At 45.5% G+C, this 22,522-nt stretch carries 21 protein-coding genes; 1 reads left to right on the forward strand and 20 read right to left on the reverse strand.

Annotated features, from left to right (window positions below):
• Window positions 1-202 precede the first annotated feature (202 nt).
• From L0M98_RS19375 to L0M98_RS19395, 5 genes are all read right to left on the reverse strand, one after another.
• Window positions 203-829, reverse strand: a complete 627-nt coding sequence (locus tag L0M98_RS19375) for a DUF6266 family protein (protein ID WP_186978580.1) — start codon at window positions 827-829, stop codon at window positions 203-205.
• An 80-nt stretch (window positions 830-909) separates the two neighbouring features.
• On the reverse strand, window positions 910-1,506 hold the full coding sequence (locus L0M98_RS19380; protein WP_227217416.1) for an N-acetylmuramoyl-L-alanine amidase: 597 nt from the start codon (window positions 1,504-1,506) through the stop codon (window positions 910-912).
• A 17-nt stretch (window positions 1,507-1,523) separates the two neighbouring features.
• Window positions 1,524-1,895, reverse strand: a complete 372-nt coding sequence (locus L0M98_RS19385) for a 3TM-type holin (RefSeq protein WP_227217415.1) — start codon at window positions 1,893-1,895, stop codon at window positions 1,524-1,526.
• Window positions 1,892-2,518 carry a DUF6266 family protein gene (locus L0M98_RS19390; protein ID WP_227217414.1) on the reverse strand — a complete coding sequence of 209 codons (627 nt, stop codon included), beginning with the start codon at window positions 2,516-2,518 and terminating at the stop codon, window positions 1,892-1,894. Before L0M98_RS19390 ends, L0M98_RS19385 begins: the two co-directional genes overlap by 4 nt.
• Window positions 2,518-2,784, reverse strand: coding sequence for a hypothetical protein (locus L0M98_RS19395; RefSeq protein ID WP_227217413.1), 267 nt, complete (start codon window positions 2,782-2,784; stop codon window positions 2,518-2,520). Before L0M98_RS19395 ends, L0M98_RS19390 begins: the two co-directional genes overlap by 1 nt.
• 191 nt (window positions 2,785-2,975) lie before the next feature.
• Between L0M98_RS19395 and L0M98_RS19400 the strand changes: the two genes are divergently transcribed.
• Entirely contained in the window at window positions 2,976-3,872 is an 897-nt protein-coding gene (locus tag L0M98_RS19400) for an Rpn family recombination-promoting nuclease/putative transposase (protein ID WP_227217412.1), read from the forward strand.
• 57 nt (window positions 3,873-3,929) lie between these two features.
• Here L0M98_RS19400 and L0M98_RS19405 read toward each other — a convergent pair whose 3' ends face one another.
• The 15 genes from L0M98_RS19405 to L0M98_RS19475 form a co-directional block, all read right to left on the reverse strand.
• Entirely contained in the window at window positions 3,930-4,373 is a 444-nt protein-coding gene (locus L0M98_RS19405; RefSeq protein WP_227217411.1) for a LytR/AlgR family response regulator transcription factor, read from the reverse strand.
• 133 nt (window positions 4,374-4,506) lie between these two features.
• The gene (locus L0M98_RS19410; RefSeq protein ID WP_186978586.1) at window positions 4,507-5,838 is read right to left on the reverse strand and encodes a MutS-related protein; all 1,332 of its coding nucleotides are present in this window, start codon (window positions 5,836-5,838) and stop codon (window positions 4,507-4,509) included.
• Window positions 5,835-7,172 carry a MutS-related protein gene (locus L0M98_RS19415; protein ID WP_227217410.1) on the reverse strand — a complete coding sequence of 446 codons (1,338 nt, stop codon included), beginning with the start codon at window positions 7,170-7,172 and terminating at the stop codon, window positions 5,835-5,837. Before L0M98_RS19415 ends, L0M98_RS19410 begins: the two co-directional genes overlap by 4 nt.
• Before the next feature lie 72 nt (window positions 7,173-7,244).
• A complete protein-coding gene (locus L0M98_RS19420) occupies window positions 7,245-9,533 on the reverse strand; it encodes a Gldg family protein (RefSeq protein ID WP_227217409.1) in 2,289 nt (762 codons plus the stop codon).
• Between the two features lie 25 nt (window positions 9,534-9,558).
• Window positions 9,559-10,479 (reverse strand): ABC transporter ATP-binding protein, encoded by a 921-nt coding sequence (locus L0M98_RS19425; RefSeq protein WP_186978589.1) that lies wholly within the window; start codon window positions 10,477-10,479, stop codon window positions 9,559-9,561.
• Between the two features lie 214 nt (window positions 10,480-10,693).
• The gene (locus L0M98_RS19430; protein WP_227217408.1) at window positions 10,694-11,521 is read right to left on the reverse strand and encodes a hypothetical protein; all 828 of its coding nucleotides are present in this window, start codon (window positions 11,519-11,521) and stop codon (window positions 10,694-10,696) included.
• A 22-nt stretch (window positions 11,522-11,543) separates the two neighbouring features.
• Window positions 11,544-12,965, reverse strand: coding sequence for a RagB/SusD family nutrient uptake outer membrane protein (locus tag L0M98_RS19435; RefSeq protein WP_227217407.1), 1,422 nt, complete (start codon window positions 12,963-12,965; stop codon window positions 11,544-11,546).
• A gap of 24 nt (window positions 12,966-12,989) precedes the next feature.
• Window positions 12,990-16,532: a SusC/RagA family TonB-linked outer membrane protein gene (locus L0M98_RS19440; protein ID WP_227217406.1), complete on the reverse strand. Its 3,543-nt coding sequence runs from the start codon at window positions 16,530-16,532 to the stop codon at window positions 12,990-12,992.
• 143 nt (window positions 16,533-16,675) lie between these two features.
• Entirely contained in the window at window positions 16,676-17,824 is a 1,149-nt protein-coding gene (locus tag L0M98_RS19445; protein WP_227217405.1) for a FecR family protein, read from the reverse strand.
• Window positions 17,825-18,016: 192 nt separating this feature from the next.
• On the reverse strand, window positions 18,017-19,093 hold the full coding sequence (locus tag L0M98_RS19450; protein ID WP_227217404.1) for an alpha/beta hydrolase: 1,077 nt from the start codon (window positions 19,091-19,093) through the stop codon (window positions 18,017-18,019).
• Between the two features lie 120 nt (window positions 19,094-19,213).
• On the reverse strand, window positions 19,214-20,026 hold the full coding sequence (locus tag L0M98_RS19455) for an AraC family transcriptional regulator (RefSeq protein WP_370645684.1): 813 nt from the start codon (window positions 20,024-20,026) through the stop codon (window positions 19,214-19,216).
• A gap of 38 nt (window positions 20,027-20,064) precedes the next feature.
• Window positions 20,065-20,628, reverse strand: a complete 564-nt coding sequence (locus L0M98_RS19460) for an RNA polymerase sigma-70 factor (protein ID WP_186978595.1) — start codon at window positions 20,626-20,628, stop codon at window positions 20,065-20,067.
• A 153-nt stretch (window positions 20,629-20,781) separates the two neighbouring features.
• Window positions 20,782-21,699, reverse strand: a complete 918-nt coding sequence (gene queG / locus L0M98_RS19465; RefSeq protein ID WP_227217402.1) for a tRNA epoxyqueuosine(34) reductase QueG — start codon at window positions 21,697-21,699, stop codon at window positions 20,782-20,784.
• An 85-nt stretch (window positions 21,700-21,784) separates the two neighbouring features.
• Window positions 21,785-22,099 carry a metal-sulfur cluster assembly factor gene (locus L0M98_RS19470; RefSeq protein WP_099290428.1) on the reverse strand — a complete coding sequence of 105 codons (315 nt, stop codon included), beginning with the start codon at window positions 22,097-22,099 and terminating at the stop codon, window positions 21,785-21,787.
• 6 nt (window positions 22,100-22,105) lie between these two features.
• On the reverse strand, window positions 22,106-22,522 hold the full coding sequence (locus L0M98_RS19475; protein ID WP_227217401.1) for a SufE family protein: 417 nt from the start codon (window positions 22,520-22,522) through the stop codon (window positions 22,106-22,108).

Raw genomic sequence — 22,522 nt, forward strand, 5'->3', positions numbered from 1 at the left:
TTTCCAAATTTTTTACCCTCTTTTTTTTAACTTTTTTACAAGACACTAGAAAACAGAACCTTTCAGAAAACTACATGACACATGAGCTAAATAAAAAAACGAAGTAACACACGAGAGGGAGTATTTCGACACTCCCTCTCGTCCATAAAGTCTGAAAGTCCCTAAAGTCATAAAGTCAACGGACTTTATAGACTAATCAACTTCACGCTATCAACTTGCTATCCGACACTTCCTTTCCCCTCTTCAACATGGCAAAACAATACACTTTCACTTTCGTATTATCCCATTCTTCGGGAAGGGCATAACTTGTGCTACCGCTCTCGCCACGAGTTCTCAACTCCACCAATCTCGATCTGCCTCGCTCCGTTTCGTACAACACGGCATACACTTGGTCATCGACAAACGCGTAACCATCCTCTTCCGCTTGCTCCACTTGCGAGAACTGATATTTATTGTTTTCCTCGTCATACGTTACCGTCACCTTCGGCGGGTTCAATATTCCGGATGCTACCAACAATTGATCGAAATTAACGGTTGCCACGTTCTGTTCATTCACCTCTACCGCTTTCATATTCCGTGCCACAAAAGCATTCGATGTAGAACCGTTACCAATTCCCACGAATCCTTTTCGGATAACGGGCAAAAGATTTCGAGACAACTGCACCAACGCTTTCATCCTTGCCCGTTGAGCTAACATCTCCGGTGTCGGATTATCTTTTCTTGAAAAAATTTTCGCTTTCGCGATATTCTTTCTTCTCGTGTAACACAATGTGATGTTACCCACTGATTTTTTCGCTTTACCTAACAAATAAGAATTAAATTCTGCCATAATAATACAATTGAAAATGAATAATTGAAAATGAACTTTGCATCCCCGGTATGGATCCGAGTACCTCGGATGCATTTTTTTTAGTACAACGTAATTTCAGGTAGCGCCGGTCCCGGATCAATCTTACGGGGAGTAATATCCGAATGACGCAGAATATGCCTAATAGGGTATTCCGACACCAACACCCGACACACATCACGCAACACTCGTATTTGCCTATCCGTGTACTTGTGCCAATAAGAGATATTCCCACCCGAATCGTCCGCGTAAACATCTGATGCCGCTACCTCCGCGCCACACTCTGCCACAAACCGTTTCCCGTCCCAACGCAACTTCCCGAGATTATCAAGCTCGATTCCAATCGAGAAATGATTGAACTCCGCACGTCCCCGGTAAAAACTCCTACCGGCATGCCACGCCTCGACATTAAACGACACCAGTTGAAACACCTTCCCGTCCCGCCCAATCACGACATGAGCGGATGTACCCACATCCGGACGAGTAAGGTAGAACGATGACGATTCGGCACTCCTGCCAGCCGTGTAATGTAACACGATAGTATCCGGATTTTTTAGCGGTCTGGTATTCTTCGAACAAACCAAATGCACCACCTCACCATCCACCAAACGATGGTTCACGATTGAAAATTGAGAATTGAAAATTGAAAATGAATTCATAAATCTAAAATCTAAAATTAAAAACGTCGTTTCCGCGCGAAGACTTGTAAGATTTTCTCCCCACTTCTCCCCATCACGTACCCGCCTATCCCCACCTCCAGCAAATCCCAGAACCGGGAGGTATCGGCAAGAATCGGCAAACTCGTAAATGTCCCCACGAGCACAATCAAGGCGAAAGTCAACATCACCAACGGTCGCCACGAACGTTGCAACCAATTACCCCGGGCCTCTTCCGTCAGCACCTCCGTTCGGGCTTCCATCACCCGTTGCTCCCACTCGACAAAAACTTTCAATAAATCCGTCTCCAGTTGTTTCTTCTCCCTCGCCGGAAGCGTCAGCCGGTCAACCAATTCGCTGACCGCACCGACAATACCTTTCACCGGACTCATACCTTCAAGTGTTGCGAATCCGAAACATACTCACCCCCGGGGGACACGAAAAAGCAATACAAATGAACCTCCACGTCTTTGCTTCGCAACAACCGGAAGGTCACCGTTCCATCACGCCTCACGGCTTTCAAATCATCCACCACCTCCGGCGAGAACAACCGATCCCCGTAAAGCAAGGCCACCATCAAGCGATCATTCTCCCCTAGATAAAGGTCCTCGTCATCATCTCCCCACCGTAGCGTCACTTGCCCGGAATCATCAAGAGAAGCCTCAATATCGCGAGCGTCACAACGGTTTCCCACCGCCAAGCGTAACCCGTCAAAATCAACTATCCTGCCCTCGTGGTCGAACATATTCAAATTCTCCCTCATGAACAAAGTATAGCCCGTGAGTTTTGCCCTCTTCCCCGACAATCTCCAAATCTCCCCCAGCGGGGTATCCTTCAATCGCTGGTAAAAACGAAGTGCCACCCGAAACCTGGCACGCACCATTTGTTGCTTCGGCGTATTCGGGTTTGTCACCTTTGTCGCCACTGCCCGAGCGTAACATTTCCCGTTACGCCCGACAAAAATCGTGTTACCGATTCGTCCCCTGATCTTAAAAATACTGCTTACTTCTGCCATCACGCCACGTTTTTAAATGAACAATCCACGTTTCTCGTCCTATTTCCCCCGCGTACAAGAGGAAATGGAGATATAATAAAGATTCGCCAAGGACACTCAATCACGACAAGAATCGTATCACGATAGTCATGTCCGGTGTTAGTCAAATGGTTCTCGGGAGTATCTCTGGAGTTGTAGCCCGTTCTCTTCCTCTTCCCTCCCCGTTTTCTTCCCCTTCTCAACGGGAAACACGCCTGCTCCCCGGGGATGTCTGTCAATAATCTCATAACTTTGTTTTTTTTAATTACATCCCAAAAGTAACACGCCGTATAGCCGAGCGCAAGTTTATTATTCGAGCTCGGGAGAACAAGACGCCCACCGGAAAACAATTAACGGCAGGTACAAACGACGTATCTTTGCGTAATTCAATTTTAATGACTAATTTTGTGATGGTCAAACAACAAACAAACAAGAAAACATGAGATACTTGAATCCCAAAGCCGACTTGACATTTAAGCGAGTGTTCGGGGAACACCCTGACCTCGTGATGAGCCTACTTAACGCACTACTACCTCTTGCCCCCGGGGAAGAGATCATGCACATAGAATACCTGCCGGCAGAAATGGTTCCCGATAATCCATTGAAAAAAAACAGCATCGTTGACGTGCGCTGCAAAGATAAATTGGGCAGGCAATTCATCGTCGAGATGCAAATGATATGGTCACCGGAATTCAAGTACAGGGTGTTATTCAACGCCTCGAAAGCCTACGTGCGACAGATTGGAAACGGAGAAAATTATCATTTGCTACAACCCGTTTACTCCCTCAACCTCGTCAACGATATTTTCGAGCCGGAAATGAAAGAATACTATCATCATTACAAGCTCGTGCATGACAAGGATTCCAAGAAAGTGATCGATGGGCTGCAACTCGTGTTCGTGGAATTACCCAAGTTCACACCACACACTTATACCGAGAAGAAAATGCAAGCTCTTTGGTTACGATACCTCACGGAGATTGACGAGCATACCGTTTCCGTACCCGAAGATTTGTTATCCAACCCGGAAGTGAACAAAGCGGTTAAGGCTATCGAGGAAGCAGCCTTCACTCCCGCGCAACTCCTCGGCTACGAGAAGTTTTGGGATATCATCAGTACTGAAAAAACATTAATCTATGGTGCAGAACGACGAGGTAGAGAAGAGGGGCGAGAAGAGGGACTCAAACAAGGAATTGAGAAAGGACTCGAGAAAGGGCTAAAAGAAGGTATCAAGGAAGGCGAATTAAAAGTAGCCCGTAACTTGAAATCACTCGGTATGTCCCTTGAAACCATTACCCAAGCAACCGGGTTATCCGCGGAGGAAATCGAGGCCTTGTAGATTTCAACCACCACGAATCTGCCCGGGAGGTTGCCTCTCGGGACGGGTTATACATGTTTATTTATTATTTTTCACGAGTTTAGATTTATGCAATCCTTTCACTTTTCCTAAAAAACGGAAACGGGAGTGTAAATCTTCCCTGTAAGCGGGGCTCACCGGGAAATCTTGTTTGCCGATGTAAATCGTATTCCCGACCAATCGGTCCACGAGGTCCAAACAAACGGCATAACTCCGGTGAACCCGAACGAAATCTTCCGGGGAAAGCATCGCCAACACGTCCTTCAACGGGTGAACCACGAGCATTTTAGTACCATTCTTGAAATGAAGGTAACAATAATCACGATCCGCTTGCAACCAAGCGATATTGGAGCACAAGACAATCCGGTACGCGTCATTGTACCACACGAAAAATCGATCGTTTCTATAACGATCACTTACCACGACGGCAGTACCTGCCGGGAGGCTATTTTCCATCTCCAAATTATTTTGTTTCTGTTCCATAATTTTCCAGTATTATGTCCCGAGAAACAATCCTCCCGACAGGTTACCATTTTCATTAAAAAGACGGCACTACAAGTAGCACCGCCCTATCTCAAACTATATCGAGATAATTTATAGAAAAGCACGCACCAAATCAATCCACTTGCCCCCGAATAATCTCAACAATTCGTTCGTTATTGATGATAATCATACCGTGTTTATCCCCGGTAATTCCCGATTCCAAACGATAAGTGTACGTTGGCACGTTCCCCCGCATCACGGTAGGCAGGTAGGCAAACGTCACGTTGTCACACCTTTTTTCCAGTTCTTCTCCAACTTCTATAATATGCGTCGACACCAGAAAAGAGCAAAGGCGACGCTTCGCCAAAGCGGCAGTGACTGCCAACGTGGCGTCATAAGCATCCTTCACGTTCGTTCCCTTGAACAATTCATCAAAAATCACCACTAACCTTTTGGACTTGCTTACCTCTTCGGCCACCTTCTTCACCCGGAGCACTTCCGCGTAAAAATGACTGTATCCCAAGTTTATGTTATCTGGAACATTGATCGATGTATAGATGCCGTCCTGCACGGAGAATTCCATGCTTCTGGCCGCCACGGGGAACCCCATGTGAGCCAGATAGACCGCAATACCGAAAGATTTCATCAACGTCGATTTACCCGCCATGTTAGCCCCCGTGAGAAAAAAGATGTTACGTGTCCTCGTGATTTCCATGTCGTTGGAAATGGCTCCCGGAAGAGCCGGGTGATGTAAACCTTTAACGCTTATCGAGAGCGCATCACCTTCACGAGCCACGGGAAAGCAAAATTCACGTTCCCGCGCTATCCGTCCCACCACGATGCAAACATCCAACTCGTGGAGCAGGAGCAACAATTCCCGGAAGGCTAACAGACGGGTGTGACAGAAGTAACGATCCCGCAACAATATTTCACCTATCCCTACCTCTCCCGTCGGGCACGAGAGCACTCGAACCGCCCCAGGAGACTCCAGCAATTCCAATCCCTGCTTCACCCGCCCCTCGAGAGGGTGCCCCGCCATACCTGCCGCCACTTCCCCAAGAAAGACACGGGTGGCGGCAAAAAAGGCAACAGTCACCGTCACCTGCTCACGCCAAGCCTCGTAACGTCGGTCATGGGCAATGATCTCTGCACCCTTTAATCGCAACAAGCGGAAATAATTCACCGTCCAATATTTACCGCTAGCACTCCCGAGATACTGCTCCACCAAGTCACAAGCTTTCGCCTCACCGGGAAACACGAAGGCATGTTCTTTAAAATACCGGAAAGTCGCCACCCGCCGGTTGATCTCCCCCGTGTCCGTTAACGGATGAAGAAACATCTCTTCCAGCAAGCGCTCGCCCCCTCGGGTGGCTATCCCCCCGAACAAGCTATAAATCGAATTGTTCTTGTACTTCCCGAGAATATTCAAGTCGTCAAGTGTTTGCTTGTCTGTTTCAAAACTCATGAATTACCTCCTTTCCCTTCTATGATTTCTATGATTCTCTCGTTATTAATGATGATCATCCCGTGGCGATCGTTCGTGATTCCTGATGCCAGGCGATAGGTGTAAACCGGTTTATTGCCTTCCATGATGGTCGGCAGGTAAATAAACTTGATGTTCGAGCAACGTTCTTTCAAGACCTCGCCCACTTCGATAATATGCGTCGAGATCATGAACGCACAATTCCTGATTTCCGAGAAGGCTTCCGACACCGCCAGCGTAGCGTCGTAAGCGTCTTTCACGTTTGTCCCGCGGAACAACTCGTCGAATATAATCACCAGGTTCGGGGTTTGCCGCACCTCTTGTGCTACCCGTTTCAAGCGCAACACCTCGGCATAGAAATGGCTGTATCCCATGTTCAGGTTATCCGGCAGATTTATGGTCGTGAACATTCCCCCGCGAACGGAAAACTCCATCTCTCTAGCCGGCACGGGAAATCCCACGTGAGCCAAGAATAGAGAGATCGCGAATGACTTCATGAAAGTCGATTTGCCCGCCATGTTCGCTCCCGTCAGGAAGAGTAGGTTACTATCCTTGTCCACCTCGATGTCATTACCCACGGGGTGCTCCAAAAAGGGATGGAAGAGTCCCTTCAATTTCAACACGTTTTTTCCCGGAGAAAGTACTTTCGCCCGCACAAAACCCCGCTCCCGCGAAATCGCCGCTACCGTCATGTACACGTCAAGCTGGTAGATATGGTAAAGTAATTTACGCAATTTATCCCGCTCCTCGAACCGGAAAACACGGTCGTACTCGACCGCCCGCTCCCGGGACACTTTTTTCTTGCCTTTTTCCTGCCGGAACCACTGCCAACGGTCATTTCTCAGCAAGACACACAATTCCTTAGCGAAACCTGCCATGTTTTTATTCTCGCTGGCTGGAGAAGTTTCGAGGAATCCCTCTAGTGTGTTTAACATTTCCAAGCACCCCACGATCCCGTTATGAATCCACATATATTCCGTGTCCGTTCCCATCATGTCCTTCACCCTGCGCCCCAGCGTGTTGTCCTCCCGTTTCAACTGGCTACGAGAGTCCGTGTTGTCGAGGTAAAACTCGATCGCATCGAAAATGGATCCCGGGAAGGGAAATTCATCCCCGTTCTTCATGTAGTGACCGATAATCTCTCCTCGGGAATTTATTTCTTCGAGGGTTGAAAGGGGATACTGGAACATCTCTTCCAACAAGCGTCCCCCGCCACGAGTGCGTGTTCGATTAAATATCTCGTAAATGGATTGACTTCTTCCCGTACCGAAAATTGCCAGGTCATTTAAAGTCTGTTTATCTATTTTAAAACTCATCTCGCTAATTTTAAATGTTTTGTTCTTGGCAATTCCTAATTTAGGAATCGCCAAGAACAAAACATAAATTAATTATCTTCCCCGGCGACGAATCCAAAGGAGAAGAGACATCACAACTAACAACCCGGGCAATACCCATACCAGAATGATTTTCCACACGGACAGGCTTTCTTTACCCAAATTTATGAAATCATCCGTCAAGGCAGGACGACGTACATCTATCGGTACCTCTTTATCCGATAACCAGTAGAAACCACCCATGATAATCGAGAAATTCCGGTTACTGACATTCACCCGGTTCGTACTCAACTCTACATTACTAATACAATCGGCATCCCCGAATATCATGATTTTCTGTTCCTTATCTCCAACCTCACGAGTCAAGGCCAAAGCAGTCACGTAACATTTCTGCACTTCACCTATTTCGCTATTCACACGAACGGTATCATCCACAAAATCTGTTGTTTCCAACTCGTTCCACGTCAAGGAATCCGTCATGAATAACGGGATTACCTTGTATCCTTTATCCTCTTGATATTCCAAACCCGCCACTCCGGGAGTCGTGATTATCATTCTCCCTCTTTGAGGCTTGAAATGATATATCATTTCTTGGGCATCTTTTGTCGCGTAAGACAATACCAGATTAGGCAAATAGTTTTCGGCAACTTGCACCAATTCCCCGGGAACCATTTGAACTCCGAATTTTGCCAAGAGCGGCCCCATGTATTCCTCCCGTTTCGGTTCGCTCAAGATGAATAAATTCCCGCCGCGGGCAATATATTTTTCCAAATTTTCCTTTTGCGTGTCATCCATTTCATGCCTTACCTCCGCAACAACCAAAATATCGATGTCCGCCGAAATCTCTCTGTCCAAGTTCACTTCCGCAATGTCAAACCCTTGGTTTATCAAAGCATAACGAGCTGATTTAAACCATGCAAAATTATATCCCCGATCGCCGACTTGATTAATATCCCGTTCCCCGTGTCCCGTCAAGAAACCGACCTTAGGCAATTTCATGACAAGACGTTTCAATGCTGCCGTGATTTCTGTCTCACCGGGCTCGCGATACATATCATTGAATACCCGCAAGAATGTTTTTTCTCCGTTTTCCCGTTCCAACAAGCGAACAAATTTATTCCCTTCCGGCCTCAAATCAATTTGTGCCCGAATCTTTTCCGGGGTAATATACAAGTTTGAATCCAAGTCAAGCATCTCAGAAATTTTTATCAAACGTTCTCTCGTGTTCAAACTGGGGTACATTTGATCTAACCTCGGGCTATAAACCGTGTCATAATAATAAATATATTTCATCTTGATTTCCGGCTTGAAACGCAGGTACTGGCGAAACACCTGTTCATTGTACTTCACGCTTTCAGGTCTTCCCAGCCATGAATTTTCCATATCGAGCGCATTCGCATAAGTCGTAATAGTTAAACCTCCTTCCAGTTTCGAGATGATTTCCTGACTATTCGGAGTCAACGTGTTCATTTTCGTGGCAGTAGCATCATAGTACCTCATCAAAATCGGACGAGAGGACAAGAAACCCAAGAATGAGACCAAAAATAAAACTCCCACGTACTTACTCCATGTCGTCATCCACGAGCTTTTTTGCCGGTTCGCTTGTAAGCGAATTACCGTCCAACTCAAAAACAACGCCGACACGATAATGAAATAAAGAACATCCTCGCTACAAATCAACCCACCGATAAAGGTATCCGCCCTGCCGGAGATAGACAACCAATACGTGATGTCTCGAACAAACTCGATACCCTGCCACCAGTTTCTCACGTAATTCAACACCCCCAACATTAATAATGTCAGCACAGCAACTACTACTTGATAAGAGGTTAAACTCGACATGAAAAGCCCGACCGCCGTGTAAGCACAAAGTAAAAGATAGAGTCCCAATATTCCCGTCAACACAGCGGGGAAGTCAAAATCCTTTATAGTGCAAGCCCCGAACACAGCAATCACCAGCAAAACAGACATTAACGCCAAACCGTATATCATCATCGACAGGTATTTACCTAGGATAATCTGCCAATTGCTCACGGGTGAGGAATACAATAACTTGATAGAACCACTCCCGATTTCCCGGCTCAACAATCCCATGGTCAACAAGGGAATATAAAAATATAAATACCCCTGCATGGTTGACAAAACTCCGTAATTACCAGCTAAAAGCGTGTAGGTTAATCCTGATTCCCTTAATCCGAATTGCTGGTTTATAACATAATTCGTGGCAGGTCCCATAAAGGCCATCGCAGCTTGAAAAGCAAAAACCACGAGAATCAACCATGCCACCGGCGAATAGAACAACATTTGCAATTCCGCCTGCGCTATTTTATATATCTTTTTCATCTGTATTTCTATTTTCTAAATTACACTACTTCTTTGACAATTCCGCAAAAATGGCATCCAACGAACTTTTCTCTAAAGAGAGACCGTTCAACCGCCAGCCACGAGCGGCACTTATTTCCGCCACCTTTTCCAAGGCATCCTGCGCATCCGGGAAATGAAGACGGTAATTCGTTCCACCTAACTCTTCCACCTTGAGCACATCCGGAACGGTTTGCAATTCCTCCACGGTCGGGTGGGCAATTAATGATACCACTACCGTACTCGGAACTATATAATTATCGAATTCACTTACCGTACCGGCAAATACCAATTTTCCTTGTTCTATCATACGGATATAATCACAAGTCGCCTGCACTTCCGACAAGATGTGGGTGGACAAAACCACCGTACGTTCTTGCGCAATTTCCTTTATCAAATGGCGAACTTCAATAATCTGGTTGGGGTCCAATCCGTTAGTCGGTTCGTCCAATACCACAAACGCCGGCTCATGAATAATCGCTTGGGCGATACCCACCCGTTGCTGGTATCCCCCAGATAAATTCCGTATCAGCCGTTTCCGGAAATGAGTAATCCCGCAACGCTCCATCGCCTTGCCCACGGCTTCTTTAACCTTGTTATCCGGAATGTCACGCAATGAACTGCAAAACTTTAGATACTCCTCCACGGTCAGATCCCCGTGCAAAGGCGGGTGCTGGGGTAAGAACCCGATATGGCGCTTCGCCTCAATCGGGTGTTCCCGCATATTGATTCCCTTGATATAAATACTTCCCTCTGTTTGTTTAAGCACGCCACACATGATATTCATCGTCGTGGATTTACCCGCACCATTAGAGCCTAACAACCCGTATATCCCATTTTTCGTGATCTCGAAATTGATATCCCGGATCGCCCACTGAACACTATAACGGTGGGACAGATGTTCGACTTTTACAATTGCCTCTTCCATAAAATTCTTTTTTATTTTTAAACATACAATATTCACCCCGGGCAAAAAATGACCTATACATATTGTATAGAACACGCACGAAATCACTTGTTTGCCAAGAAATTATTTTAATTTAATTCACACGATTTTCCCCACAATCCGAAGAGTGTGTGTCCGGGGGTACTCACCCGGACACCCGTGGTTAAGACACACTACTTATATTACAATCCGTTTTTCATTCGTAAACCGCATCGCCTACTTTCTTTAGATCGATGTCATAATTTTTCAGATAATAATCACGCAATATATCATATTTCTTTTTCACAAGCGGCCATTTAAATTCTTCCGCCCATCTCTCCGATGTCCACGTGACCATACCCTTTATGAACGCTTCAATATCTTCATTTTTAAACGTCAGCCCGTCGATATAACTGATAAAACCTTCTGCCTTGTAATAATTTTCCGCCGATTCGTCCCTGTTGGTTGTTTTGATGTCGTAATTGCTCACCTCGTAAAACGCTTCCGGAACCTCGATCACTTTACCGTAAATCCATCTCCTCCACCAAAGGGTGGACTGTAACTCGTTTTTTAAGGCCAATTTCTCCCCCGGTGTCATATTTCGGATTTCATCAGAACAACGCCCAAACGCCATCGAAAAGTTCCCAAAAACCACAAACACGCTTTGATCATCATAATTCATTAACTCTTTTGCCAGGAATATCTGATAAGACAAGGTCTTCTGATGAAGTTTTTCAGAATAAAATCCGAACCAAATATCCTCCAACAAATCCATCATGTCCTGCACGTATAGGGGATCCGGCAATTCATAAGTATAACTTTCTAACGGGTTATCATAAATAAAATCCCTATTTTTATAGTCGTACACGATAAACATCCCGTACTGATTGTACAATTCCACGATACGATCATCTGCCGTGGATTTTCCCTGGGGTAACTCATAAGCCATGGTCAAAGGGGCGACTTTCCCGATCTCTTTGTCCTCGGAACACGCCATGCAGCATAACAAGCAAAGCGCAGTTAAATATATCGTTATCTTTTTCATTATCGTCAATTAATTACAGGTTTCACTTGATTATTCCCACCCGTCGCAGCTCATTGGCAGAAGCATTCTGTTCCAACTGTATGTTATTCGTAAACATCGATGTCGGAATTGGCAAGGTATAAAGCGGATCCTTTTCCCGCAGGGTGTAAGTTTCCCATGGTGCGTTCTTTCTTATTTTATAATCATGGGTAATGGAAGGCATTCCGTAACGGCGCAAGTCAAACCAACGGTGTCCTTCGAAACACAACTCCGCATAACGTTCCTCTCGAATCGCATTCAACAAATCCTCCTCATCGACAATCGACACATCAGTATACCCTATGATGCGGTGGTGACGCAAACGATTCAAGTCATCCAACGCAAGAGTGTTCTTATTTGCCTGTTCCGACAATACGTATGCTTCCGCACGATTCAAATAAGCCTCGGAAATACGTATCGTGTTATACAATTCAGTCAAGTCATAACGATCAATCTTCGTGATTTGTATTTGGTTTAATATTTCATCTTTTTTAATCCAAAATGTTTTCCGGCAATCCTTCTTCCCCTCTAAAACCTCCATAAGTTTCTCTGACGGAACAAACAAAATCGGTCTCATTTTGGCCTTCCCGTACACCCATTCCACCTCGGAATGAGTGTATGATGCCATCACAAATTCGTCTCCGGCATTCATTTTCGTGTAATCGGTTAATCCTTCAGATGTTTCGATTGCCCTGTTTGCCGCAGCTATTGCCTCATCCCATCTTTCCATATAAAGATACACCCGGGACAATAAAATATCCACCACCGTACCGTTTATCCGGTAATCACCCCTTTGCTTCGGGTATTGACGAAACAACTCGGATGATTGTTCCAAATCTTTCACAATCTGATCATATACCTTTTCTACTGTATTACGGGCAATTCCGTTTTCCAACAATGCGGCTGTCAATTTCAAGGGAACTCCAAGAGCCTGTCTGTTACAATTATACGGTTCCCCGAAAACATTCACCAGAAAATGATAATAAAAACCCCGCAATCCAAGCGCTTCTGCCTTTACCCGATCTTTCGTCGCTTGATCTCCTTCCGCGTCATCAATCCCGTCCAACACGGCATTGACACCCATGATCAGTTCATACATTTCCTTGTAACAATTGGTCACGCTCGAACTAGTCCCTTCCCACATATCCGGTTGCCAAGTGTAATAATCCCTATAACTTATTCCCGTGGCATCATCCGTATTTCCGTCACCCCAATATTGATTATCATCCAAACGGGTTTCATCACTCAAAAGATAGAGTAGTCCCCAACAATCAGAATACCCCATATATCCCAATAGCAATTCGCTATAATCCGAAGCAGTTTTCACCAAAACCTCGTCCTGCGACTTTTCCTCCAAGAAATCCGAACACGCTCCTATCAAACATACACAAAGCCACCCTAATATCATATTTCTAAAGTACTTCATATCTCATCATTTATTCGTTAATCATTAAAACCTAACCTGCAATGACAAAGAGGTAACACGCCGTGCAGGCCAATTCCCCGTTTCTGGATCCAGACCATCCCATTTTTTATCCGACACCCACATGAACGGATTCGTCATACTCGCTTTCATCGACAAGTAGCTCAACCCCATTTTATTCAACCATTTCCCCGTGAAATCATAAGACAAGGAAAGAGAACGACAACGGATAAAATCCGTGTTAGCCACCCGAATATCAGAATTGTTATACATCACGTAACAATTCTGCAGGCTACTCGTGGAGGTCTGTGTAACGGGTAATCTTACGTATTCTGTACCTTCCCCCCCCGGAAGTGCCGGAATTTGCGTATCATCACCCGGATTTCTCCAACGGTTCATCAATTTTCTTGACACATTTTTCTCCGGTCCCGGAAGTCCCGAACCCGTGGATAATGATGAGGCATAAAAATCCGGCAACCTGTCATGCCCGCCAAATTGAACGGCAAACAAGGCATACAAAGAAAATTGTTTGTATTTGAGCATCGTATTCAAACCACCGGAGAAATCCGGGGTAAATTTTCCACTCTCCACGAGGAAATCTTTCGGACTTCCACCATTTTCCAAATCCGTGTTTTCAAAAGTCGGTGTACCGTATTCTTTATCCAATCCGGCAAATTTGTAAGAATAAAATGTTGAGAATGGACGCCCGTTTACCACGGCGGAACCATTCAAATAATCATCTAACGTGTTGACTCTCTCGTTATCCTTCACGCCATTCTTGGTCACGGAAGTATTCAGCGAAAGTTGCCATGTAAACTTTTCAGTACGAACAGGAACCACGTTAATCACGAAATCATAACCGTAATTCTTCATCGTCGAACCGAAAACAATCCCGTTCGCCATCCCATTCTCGTAAGCGATTTCTCGGGAAGCAAGGACATCACTAATCTTTTTGAAATAATTGAACGTGAAATTCACCCGTCCTTCAAGCAAGGAAGCGTCCACTCCCACATTCCACGTTTTCGTCTTTTCCCAGCCCAATGAAGGATAAGGCAATGATTTCACCTTTAACCCAAAAGCCTGATACTGGTTGTAATATTGATCTGTAGCTATCAGCTCGGGACAAACCGATGTCACCGCATTTCCTTGATAACCGTAAGAACCATAAATATCCAAATTATTCAACCACCACGAATTTCTCAAGAACGCCTCACGAGTCACACGCCATTTCACGCCGGCAGACCACGTCGGTTGAAAACGCTTATTTTTATCTTGCCCAAAACGGTTGGAAGCATCTGCTCGTACGCTAAAATTCGCCACGTAACGATCGTCATAGGTATACACCCCCGTGGCAAACTCGCTCAATTCATTCTCGATCCGATTAACAATAGTATGTGTGCCATTGACGATATCCGTGTTATCATATTCTGTAAATATAACCTTATAGGAAATCGGAGGCGTTGCAAAAGTTTCACCCCGTTCCGGCAAATACCCGTAACGCAAGTTTGTTTCTCCTTTCGTTTTCACGGAATTTGTTTCGATTCCCACTTGCAAAGTCACCCGATGTTTTTCCCGAAACAAACGGTCATACACCAAACTATTCCGCACGGTAACGGTTCTTGTGTTTGTCATATCGGTTGATAACACCCCTCCTACAGGTAGAGGCGTGGAGCGATACCCACTGTCGGTAGTTTTCACTGTTCCATACTCGTATCCCCGGATACTGGTGATATAGAAAGAACGTTCGCCCGCATACTGTTCTGAGTTTGCTGATGAAGAAGCGTAAGAAAACAATCCCTGATACTCCAAACCGGGTAAGATTTCCCATTTCAAATCAAAAATCGTTCCCCACGTCCGGGTCGTGTTCTCACTCCCCGTGTTTGCCAACTCATTCAATATATTATAATTATACGTGGTCTTCCCTGATATTACATTACTCAATTGACCTTGTTTATCATGATAATACAAAGAGCCGTCTTCATGATAAGCAGGAATTGCACGAGAAGTATTATAAGCATAAGTAAAAGGATCTACCCCGTAAGCAAAACCATCCACCTCCCGGATACTCCCGTTCAACAACATATTCACCGTCACCCGCTCCCAAAGTTGCACTGTCGTGTTTGAAGACACTGTAAAATTCGTTACATCATTCCCTTTTGCCTCTCCTTTTTGCTGTGTGAATCCGAAAGATGTCCGATTTTGTACTTTCTCCGAACCGCCACTGATTCCCAATGAATGAGTATGGCTGAATGAATTACGAAACAAAATATCAAACCAATTCGTGTTTGTCCGTGCTAATTTCCGGTATTCCAGATCCATTTCCTCCAATGTGATTTCCCGTTGTAATAATTTTTGCTGCAACCCGTAATAGCCTATGGGTAACATGAATGAGGCTGAAGGATATTTACGACGTTCCTCGTATATTTCTTTTTGAAGCCGCATATGTTCTTCCGAGTTCATCAAGTCATACAACCCGTAACGGGGACGTTGACCGATGGTGAAATCTCCTGAATAATTCACCGCCACTTTCCCGGCAGTAGCTTTCTTCGTGGTTACCACGATTACCCCATTCGCCGCCTTAGAACCGTAAATGGCTGTTGCTGAAGCATCCTTCAATACAGTAATTGTTTCAATATCATAAGGATTCAACCATGAAATAGCATTTCCCGCCAATTCCTTAATATCATCGGCATCCGTAGAGAATTTCAAATTTTCATCAGAATTAAAAGGTTGTGGATCCCGCTGCACGACACCATCTACCACCCAAACCGGCTCTTGGCTTCCTAATAAAGTCGAAGTCCCCCGAACTCGAATCTTGGGTGTTGCCCCCACCTGTCCTGTCGTGTTCCATACTAACATACCGGGAACGACACCTTGTAACATCTGATCGATAGAGGAGACTCCCGGCATTAAAATATCCGCCGCCCGTACCGTTGTCGCTGCCCCGGTATAGTTTTTCCGGCTCACGTCACCGTAACCCGTCACCACCACTTCATCAATCGCTTGCACGTCCTCATGCATCGTTATCCTTAAAGTGTCGACTTCCATCTTTTCTGAAAAATGCACAATTTGGCTACGGAAACCGACAAAAGAGAATTCCAACTGTCCCTTTTCTACCGGTAATACCACGGAAAACCGCCCATTAGCATCGGTTGCCGTACCCACGGAAGTCCCTATCAATCTGACTGTCACACCCGGCATCGGTTGCTTCTTCGTGTCATACACGAATCCCTTAAGCCGGATTGATTTTTTCTCCGGTTCATCCATTTTTGACACAAGTCGCCGCAAAACCACCAATTTCTCATTGACCTCAAAACTTAAACATGTCCCCTGCAAGCATTGTTTCAATACATTGAATAAATCTTCGTTTTCCACTTTAATGGAAAGATTTGTCACATTTTTCACATCCTCACTGGAAAACAAAAAGGTATATCCCGATTGTTCCTGCAACAAATCCAGAACGTGCAGAAGAGTTCCATTCTTCACATCCAAACTCACTTTCTGTTGAGAAAATGTGGTCGCATGCACTGATGTCAAACTTAACACCAAGAGGAAAAATCCTATTTTCATCACTCGTAACATTTTTTTTAGCCATTGCCTTCGGCAATAGCACGCATTAAACTTTTTTTTCATACATTTGTAATGACGTTAATATTATGGACTGTTTCCAGCAGTCCGTTTTGATTAAACCCGAGGGATGTTTCCAGCATCCCTTATTTTTTTACCACAACCTTATTCCCTTTATATTCAAAATGTACTTTTCCCGTTTTTTCAAATTGTTCCAACAAACTCTCCACTCGCTCAAAGCGACTGATTACACCATAGAAACACAGTGATTCCAATTCCGAATCGGTAAATTCATACTCCATCTCGTACCAACGTGCCAACGTTCGCATGATATCCCGCAAAGGAGTATCCCGAAAGACGAATTGTCCCTTTATCCATCGGGTATAAAGGTCCGTGCTCACCTGTTCCACATCCAATTGCCCACTTGCCCGGTCAAGTATAGCCTGCTCCCCGGGAATCAATATACGCTGCAAATCATCCTTCGTTGTTAATACTTCCACCTTTCCGTGAACCAAAGTAGTTCGTATGGCAACCTCATCGCCGTAGGCATTCACGTTAAACGCCGTACCAAGGACCCGCACGTTCATGTCGCCCGTTTCCACCACGAAACGTCCTTTCCCGGGTTCCACCTCAAAATAGGCTTCTCCCTCTAAACGCACCCGACGTTCAGACGCCCCGAACACCATGGGATAGGTCAAACGACTCTCGGCATTCAACCATACCCGTGAACCATCGCTCAACGTGAGGTGGTATTCTCCGCCCCGGGGAACTTCCACCGTGTGATAAAGCGTATCTTCCACGACGGGGTTATTCTCGTAAGAAAGCGACTCTTTTTTCAGATGCACGTTCACACCTTTATCTATAATAGTCTGCCCCGGCTCTTGGGTAGTTAAATCAATTCGCGTTCCGTCCGAAATAACCAATCGGACACTGTTATTCCCGAAAGCAATTGCCGAAATAGGTTTTCCGCTCGAAATTTCACGGGTATTCGATGCCCAGAACCAAGTCCCGGCGACCAAAAGAATCACGGCCGCCGCACTCCACGCACACAAAGAGAGTATCCGCTTCCTCCGTTTCTCCTTGCGTTCACGAGAGAAACGTTGCCACGCTCTTGACACCCGAGCTTCATCGACCACGGGCAACTCCCGTTCATAATACAGACAAGCGTGTTCCACGAAACGCCGCCGTTGCTCGTCCCCCGCTATCCAACGCTCCAAGCGCTCCCGCTCCTCATCGGTCAGGCAACCGTCCACTCGCTTCCGGATTAAAGTCCAATCTATCTGTTCCTGATTCATATCTTTTCCTCAAATTTCCCCTAAAAGACATGAACTTCAATTTTGGGTGACACGAAAATGATTTTTTTTCGATTTTTTTATTCAACAAACGGGATTTGATGTATTCTTCTATTTCTTGCGCTATAACAGAATAAACAGTGGCGCCTCGTGAAAGGCGCCACTGCATTTTTCAGTTCTCCAACTGACAATTCCTTATTTGAGATTTTCCCTGAAAAACTGTTCGATTTTATCGTAGGGTATCACTCCTGCACGATTGTCGTAAAGATCCACGTGAGAGGCCCCGGGGATAATCATCAGTTCCTTGTTGTCACCCTTCAGTTTCTTGAATGCATCCTCGCTGAAATAACGGGAGTGTGCTTTCTCCCCGTGGATTACCAGAACAGCACTACGGATTTCATCGCTATATGCAAGTAGAGGCATATTGATAAACGAAAGAGCCGATGTCTTGTTCCAACCGCCGTTTGAATTAAGGGAACGCTTGTGATAGCCGCGTTCCGTCTTGTAGTAATTGTGGTAATCTTTCACGAACCAAGGGGCATCGTCAGGCAGCGGATCCACCACTCCACCGCCGAGATCGTATGAACCGTTCTTCGCGTCAATTGTACGCTGGGCGTTGAGCTGTTTGCGGAGTTCGTAACGTTGCTCGGCATCCATCGAGTCAAAATAACCATTGGCATTCACCCGGCTCATATCGTACATTGTAGAAGTAACGGTCGCTTTGATCCGGGTGTCGATGGCAGCCGCGTTAATTGCCATTCCGCCCCATCCGCAGATACCGATAATTCCGATACGTTCGGGATCCACGTCATCACGCGTAGAGAGAAAATCTACCGCCGCACAGAAATCCTCCGTGTTGATATCGGGAGAGGCAACATAACGAGGTTCCCCACCGCTCTCGCCCGTGTACGAGGGGTCAAAGGCAATAGTCAGAAAACCGCGCTCTGCCATCGTCTGGGCATAAAGTCCTGACGACTGTTCCTTCACGGCACCGAAGGGACCGCTTACTGCAATAGCGGGTAATTTCCCAACGGCATTTTTGGGTATATACATATCGGCGGCAAGCGTGATGCCGTAACGATTGCGGAAAGTCACTTTACTGTGATTCACCTTGTCACTTTTAGGAAACACTTTGTCCCACTCTTGAGTTAAATTCAAGTTTTCGTTCTCCATGGTATTAGTATTTAAATTATTGTTTGTTGCAAATAAGCTTCCCACGGTGCAAAAGCACACGATTAAAGCCGCGGATAGTTGTCTAATTGATTTTTTCATATCATTTATGGTTTTAATTGTTTTATCTTATAACGCAAAGGTAAAGCAAAAGCCCCACGGCATAATTGCTGTGAGGCTCAAAGATTATTTCTCAAAAGCTCAATTTATCTTCCCGTGAAATCAAGCGAAAACGGCAGTCGGCGGTACCCCGTACTGCTTCTTGAACGCCGTAGAAAAATGCGACGGGTTCTTGAACCCGACCTCAGCGTAAACATCCGCAACCTTTCTCCCACCCTCTTTCATCTTGGCGTAAGCTATCTCAAGACGTTTGCGAATCAACCATTTTTCCGGTGTGAGGTCGCTTATCTTCTTGAAATCACGCTTGAACGTGGCAAGGCTTCTTCCCGTGTAGTGCGCCAATTCGTCCAACGTGAACTCGTACATATAATTCTTGCTCATGAAGTCCAGAATATCAATCTTCCACGGCTCGTTGAAATCGAAAAGCATCGGTGCAAACCGTTCGTCAATATGTAATAGAGCGAGCAACCCTTCCTGCAACTTCAGGTTCATAAAATCATCTTTCGGCTTTACCTCCGGGTCGAAATAGGGCGTCATCGAGGCGAAAAGACTCGCGATTTCCGCGGTTTTAGGCAGCTTGATTACGCCGGCATCCAACTTGGACGTAGAGGCAGGAAGTTTGTAATGGTCTAACTTACCGTACATCTCCCGCAGGAAATTCCTTTTAAAATTCAAAAAGATACCGCAATAACGTTCGCCGTCACACGTCTTTTTATACATTGTAATATGGTGGTCACGGGGGATGAACACGCATTCGCCTTTTCCGACACGAATCTGTTCTTTACCATTATCAAGAATCATCTCGCCCGAATAGACATAATTCATCGCATACTCGTGCGAACGATGGATACAACCGCTCTCGTCATCATAGAAGAAACTGAAAAACACGTCGTTATAAGCGAATATAACCTTCATTGGTCCTACTTGGTTAGCATTTTCTTGTTCCATAGTTCTTAAATAAAAATATCCAGAAAAAGGCAGGAAAGATTTTCCCGCAAAATTTTATACGCCCGTTTCAAATGAGTACGCACGGTGTTCTCGGACAACGCTAATTGCTCGGCGATTTCCAAGTATTTTTTGCCTTCCATCACGTGCAACTCCACAATCTTACGCTGTTGCTCGGAAAGTTTTGACAAAGCCTGTTGTACCAGAGCAACTAATTCTTTGTCATCTTCCACATCATCATCAGCGAAAGAAAGTACCAAAGCCTCCGCTTGTCGCTTTTTGTACTCGTCCAAAAGGCGGAGCCGTCTGAAATAACGTAAACAGGCATGTTTCACGGAAGAATAAAGATAGGCTTTCAAATTCAAGTTCTCCGGCAATCGCTTCCGGTTCTCCCACATCCCGGCAAAGACGGATTGAACAATATTCTCCGCCTCTTCTTCACTCATCACGTAACCGTACGCAAATAAAAACAAAGGACGGTAATAATAACGGAAAGCCTCTTCGAATTCTTTTTCCGATGACATCCGATTATTTACCCCTTCACTATTTTTATTCAATCTATCCATATTCATAACACACGTAATCCAATATTGTACAAATGTAGTAAAAAAAGGAAATAATAAAAGATTTGCGGGAACATTCAATCGGGAATCCTGTATTCATTCGAGTTATCATATCAGTAATATATATACACAAGCCCGAACTATATCGTATCGCAACCACAGTTACAGCAACGGCGGTTGCGGTAGATTCCGCTTTATCTGTTCCAGACCGGGACGGGAGAGCGGGGAATCTTTGAAACGGCTTTTGAAAGTTTCCTCGTCCAATTCAAGCCAATCTTCACGGCTCATGTGCATCAACCACTCGTCAGGCAAAAATTCTTTCACGCGGTGCATCACCGCCTTCCCGTTCCACGGGCATACTTCTTGACAAGCATCACACCCGAAAAAGCGCTGTCCCATCTTTTCTTTGATTTCCAGCGGAATTTCATCTTTACGCTCAATCGTGTTATAAGAAATACAAAGGTTGGCATTCACTTCGCGCGAAGACAAAGCTCCCGTGGGACAAGCCTCCACGCAACGGTTGCACGTCCCGCAAAAATCCCGCTCTTCCGGAAGAGAATAGCCGGAAGGTTCGAAATCGGATATAATCACCCCTATAAAGCAATACGAGCCCAACCGGGGATTCACCAACAAAGTATTGCGTCCTATCCAACCTAACCCCGCCCGCCGTGCCCACTCGTGCTCGAACACCGGGGCGGAATCGACAAACACCCTGCCCCGAATATCACGTCCGGTCTTCTCCTTTAAAACAGAAAGCAACCGGAACAACCGTTCTTTCAGCACGATATGATAATCTTTCCCGTAAGCGTAACGGGCGATGACAGGTACATCCTTCTCCTGACGCCGGGGGGTATAATAATTAGTCAATGTTACAATCACGGAACGGGCTCCTTCAACAAGTAAAGCGGGATTCTCCCGCTTCTCTATATTCTTCGCCATGTATCCCATTCCCGCATGAAACCCTTTCTCTATCCAACGAAGCAAAACCTCTTTCTCCCGAGTCAGCGTATCGACCGGAGCCACCCCGCAAGCATCAAACCCTAAGAGCCGGGCTTCCTCTAAACAGTTTATAAGGTTCATAAGGTTTATAAAGTTATAAGGTTCAAAAGGTCCTATAAGGTCTACTAACTTTATGAACTTTATAAACCTTACAAACCTTATGAACTCAAATCCCGAATCCCAATTCCAACTTCGCCACCTCGCTCATCCGATCGGGAGTCCAAGCCGGTTCAAAAGTCAGATTAACGGTAACCTCGTCAATCCCGTCAAGCGTCAATACCACGTCGTGTACTTCCTGCACGATCTGATCGGCAATGGGACATCCCGGAGCTGTAAGCGTCATTGTGACAATCACTTCGTTCTGCTTCGGGAACTCGATACCGTAGACAAGCCCCAACTCCCATATATTCACCGGCACCTCCGGATCGTACACCGTTGACAACTTCTCTATCACCAAATCTTCCATTAAACTTTTTCCCATATCACATCATTTTGCCTCGTAAGCCAAGGCGTAATACTTGATTTGCTTTATCATAGACAACAACCCGTTCGACCGCGTGGGCGACAAATGCTGAGTTAATCCAATCTTGTCAATAAAATCCAGATTAGCGTTCACGATGTCGTGAGGCGTCTGCCCGGAAAACACCCGAATCAACAACCCGGCAATCCCTTTCGTGATAATCGCATCACTGTCAGCCTCAAAGTATAATTTACCGTCTTTCAGTCCGGCATAGAACCACACCCGCGACTGACACCCTTTTATCAAGTTGTCGTCCGTCTTGTGCGCCTCGTCCATAGCCTCCAAACCATTCCCGATCTCGATCAGGTAAGCGTATTTATCCATCCAATCGTCATACATGGAAAACTCTTCCACGATTTGATTCTGAATCTCTTCTATCGTCAT

This window comes from Butyricimonas sp. DFI.6.44, assembly GCF_022132345.1.
Classification (GTDB): domain Bacteria; phylum Bacteroidota; class Bacteroidia; order Bacteroidales; family Marinifilaceae; genus Butyricimonas; species Butyricimonas muris.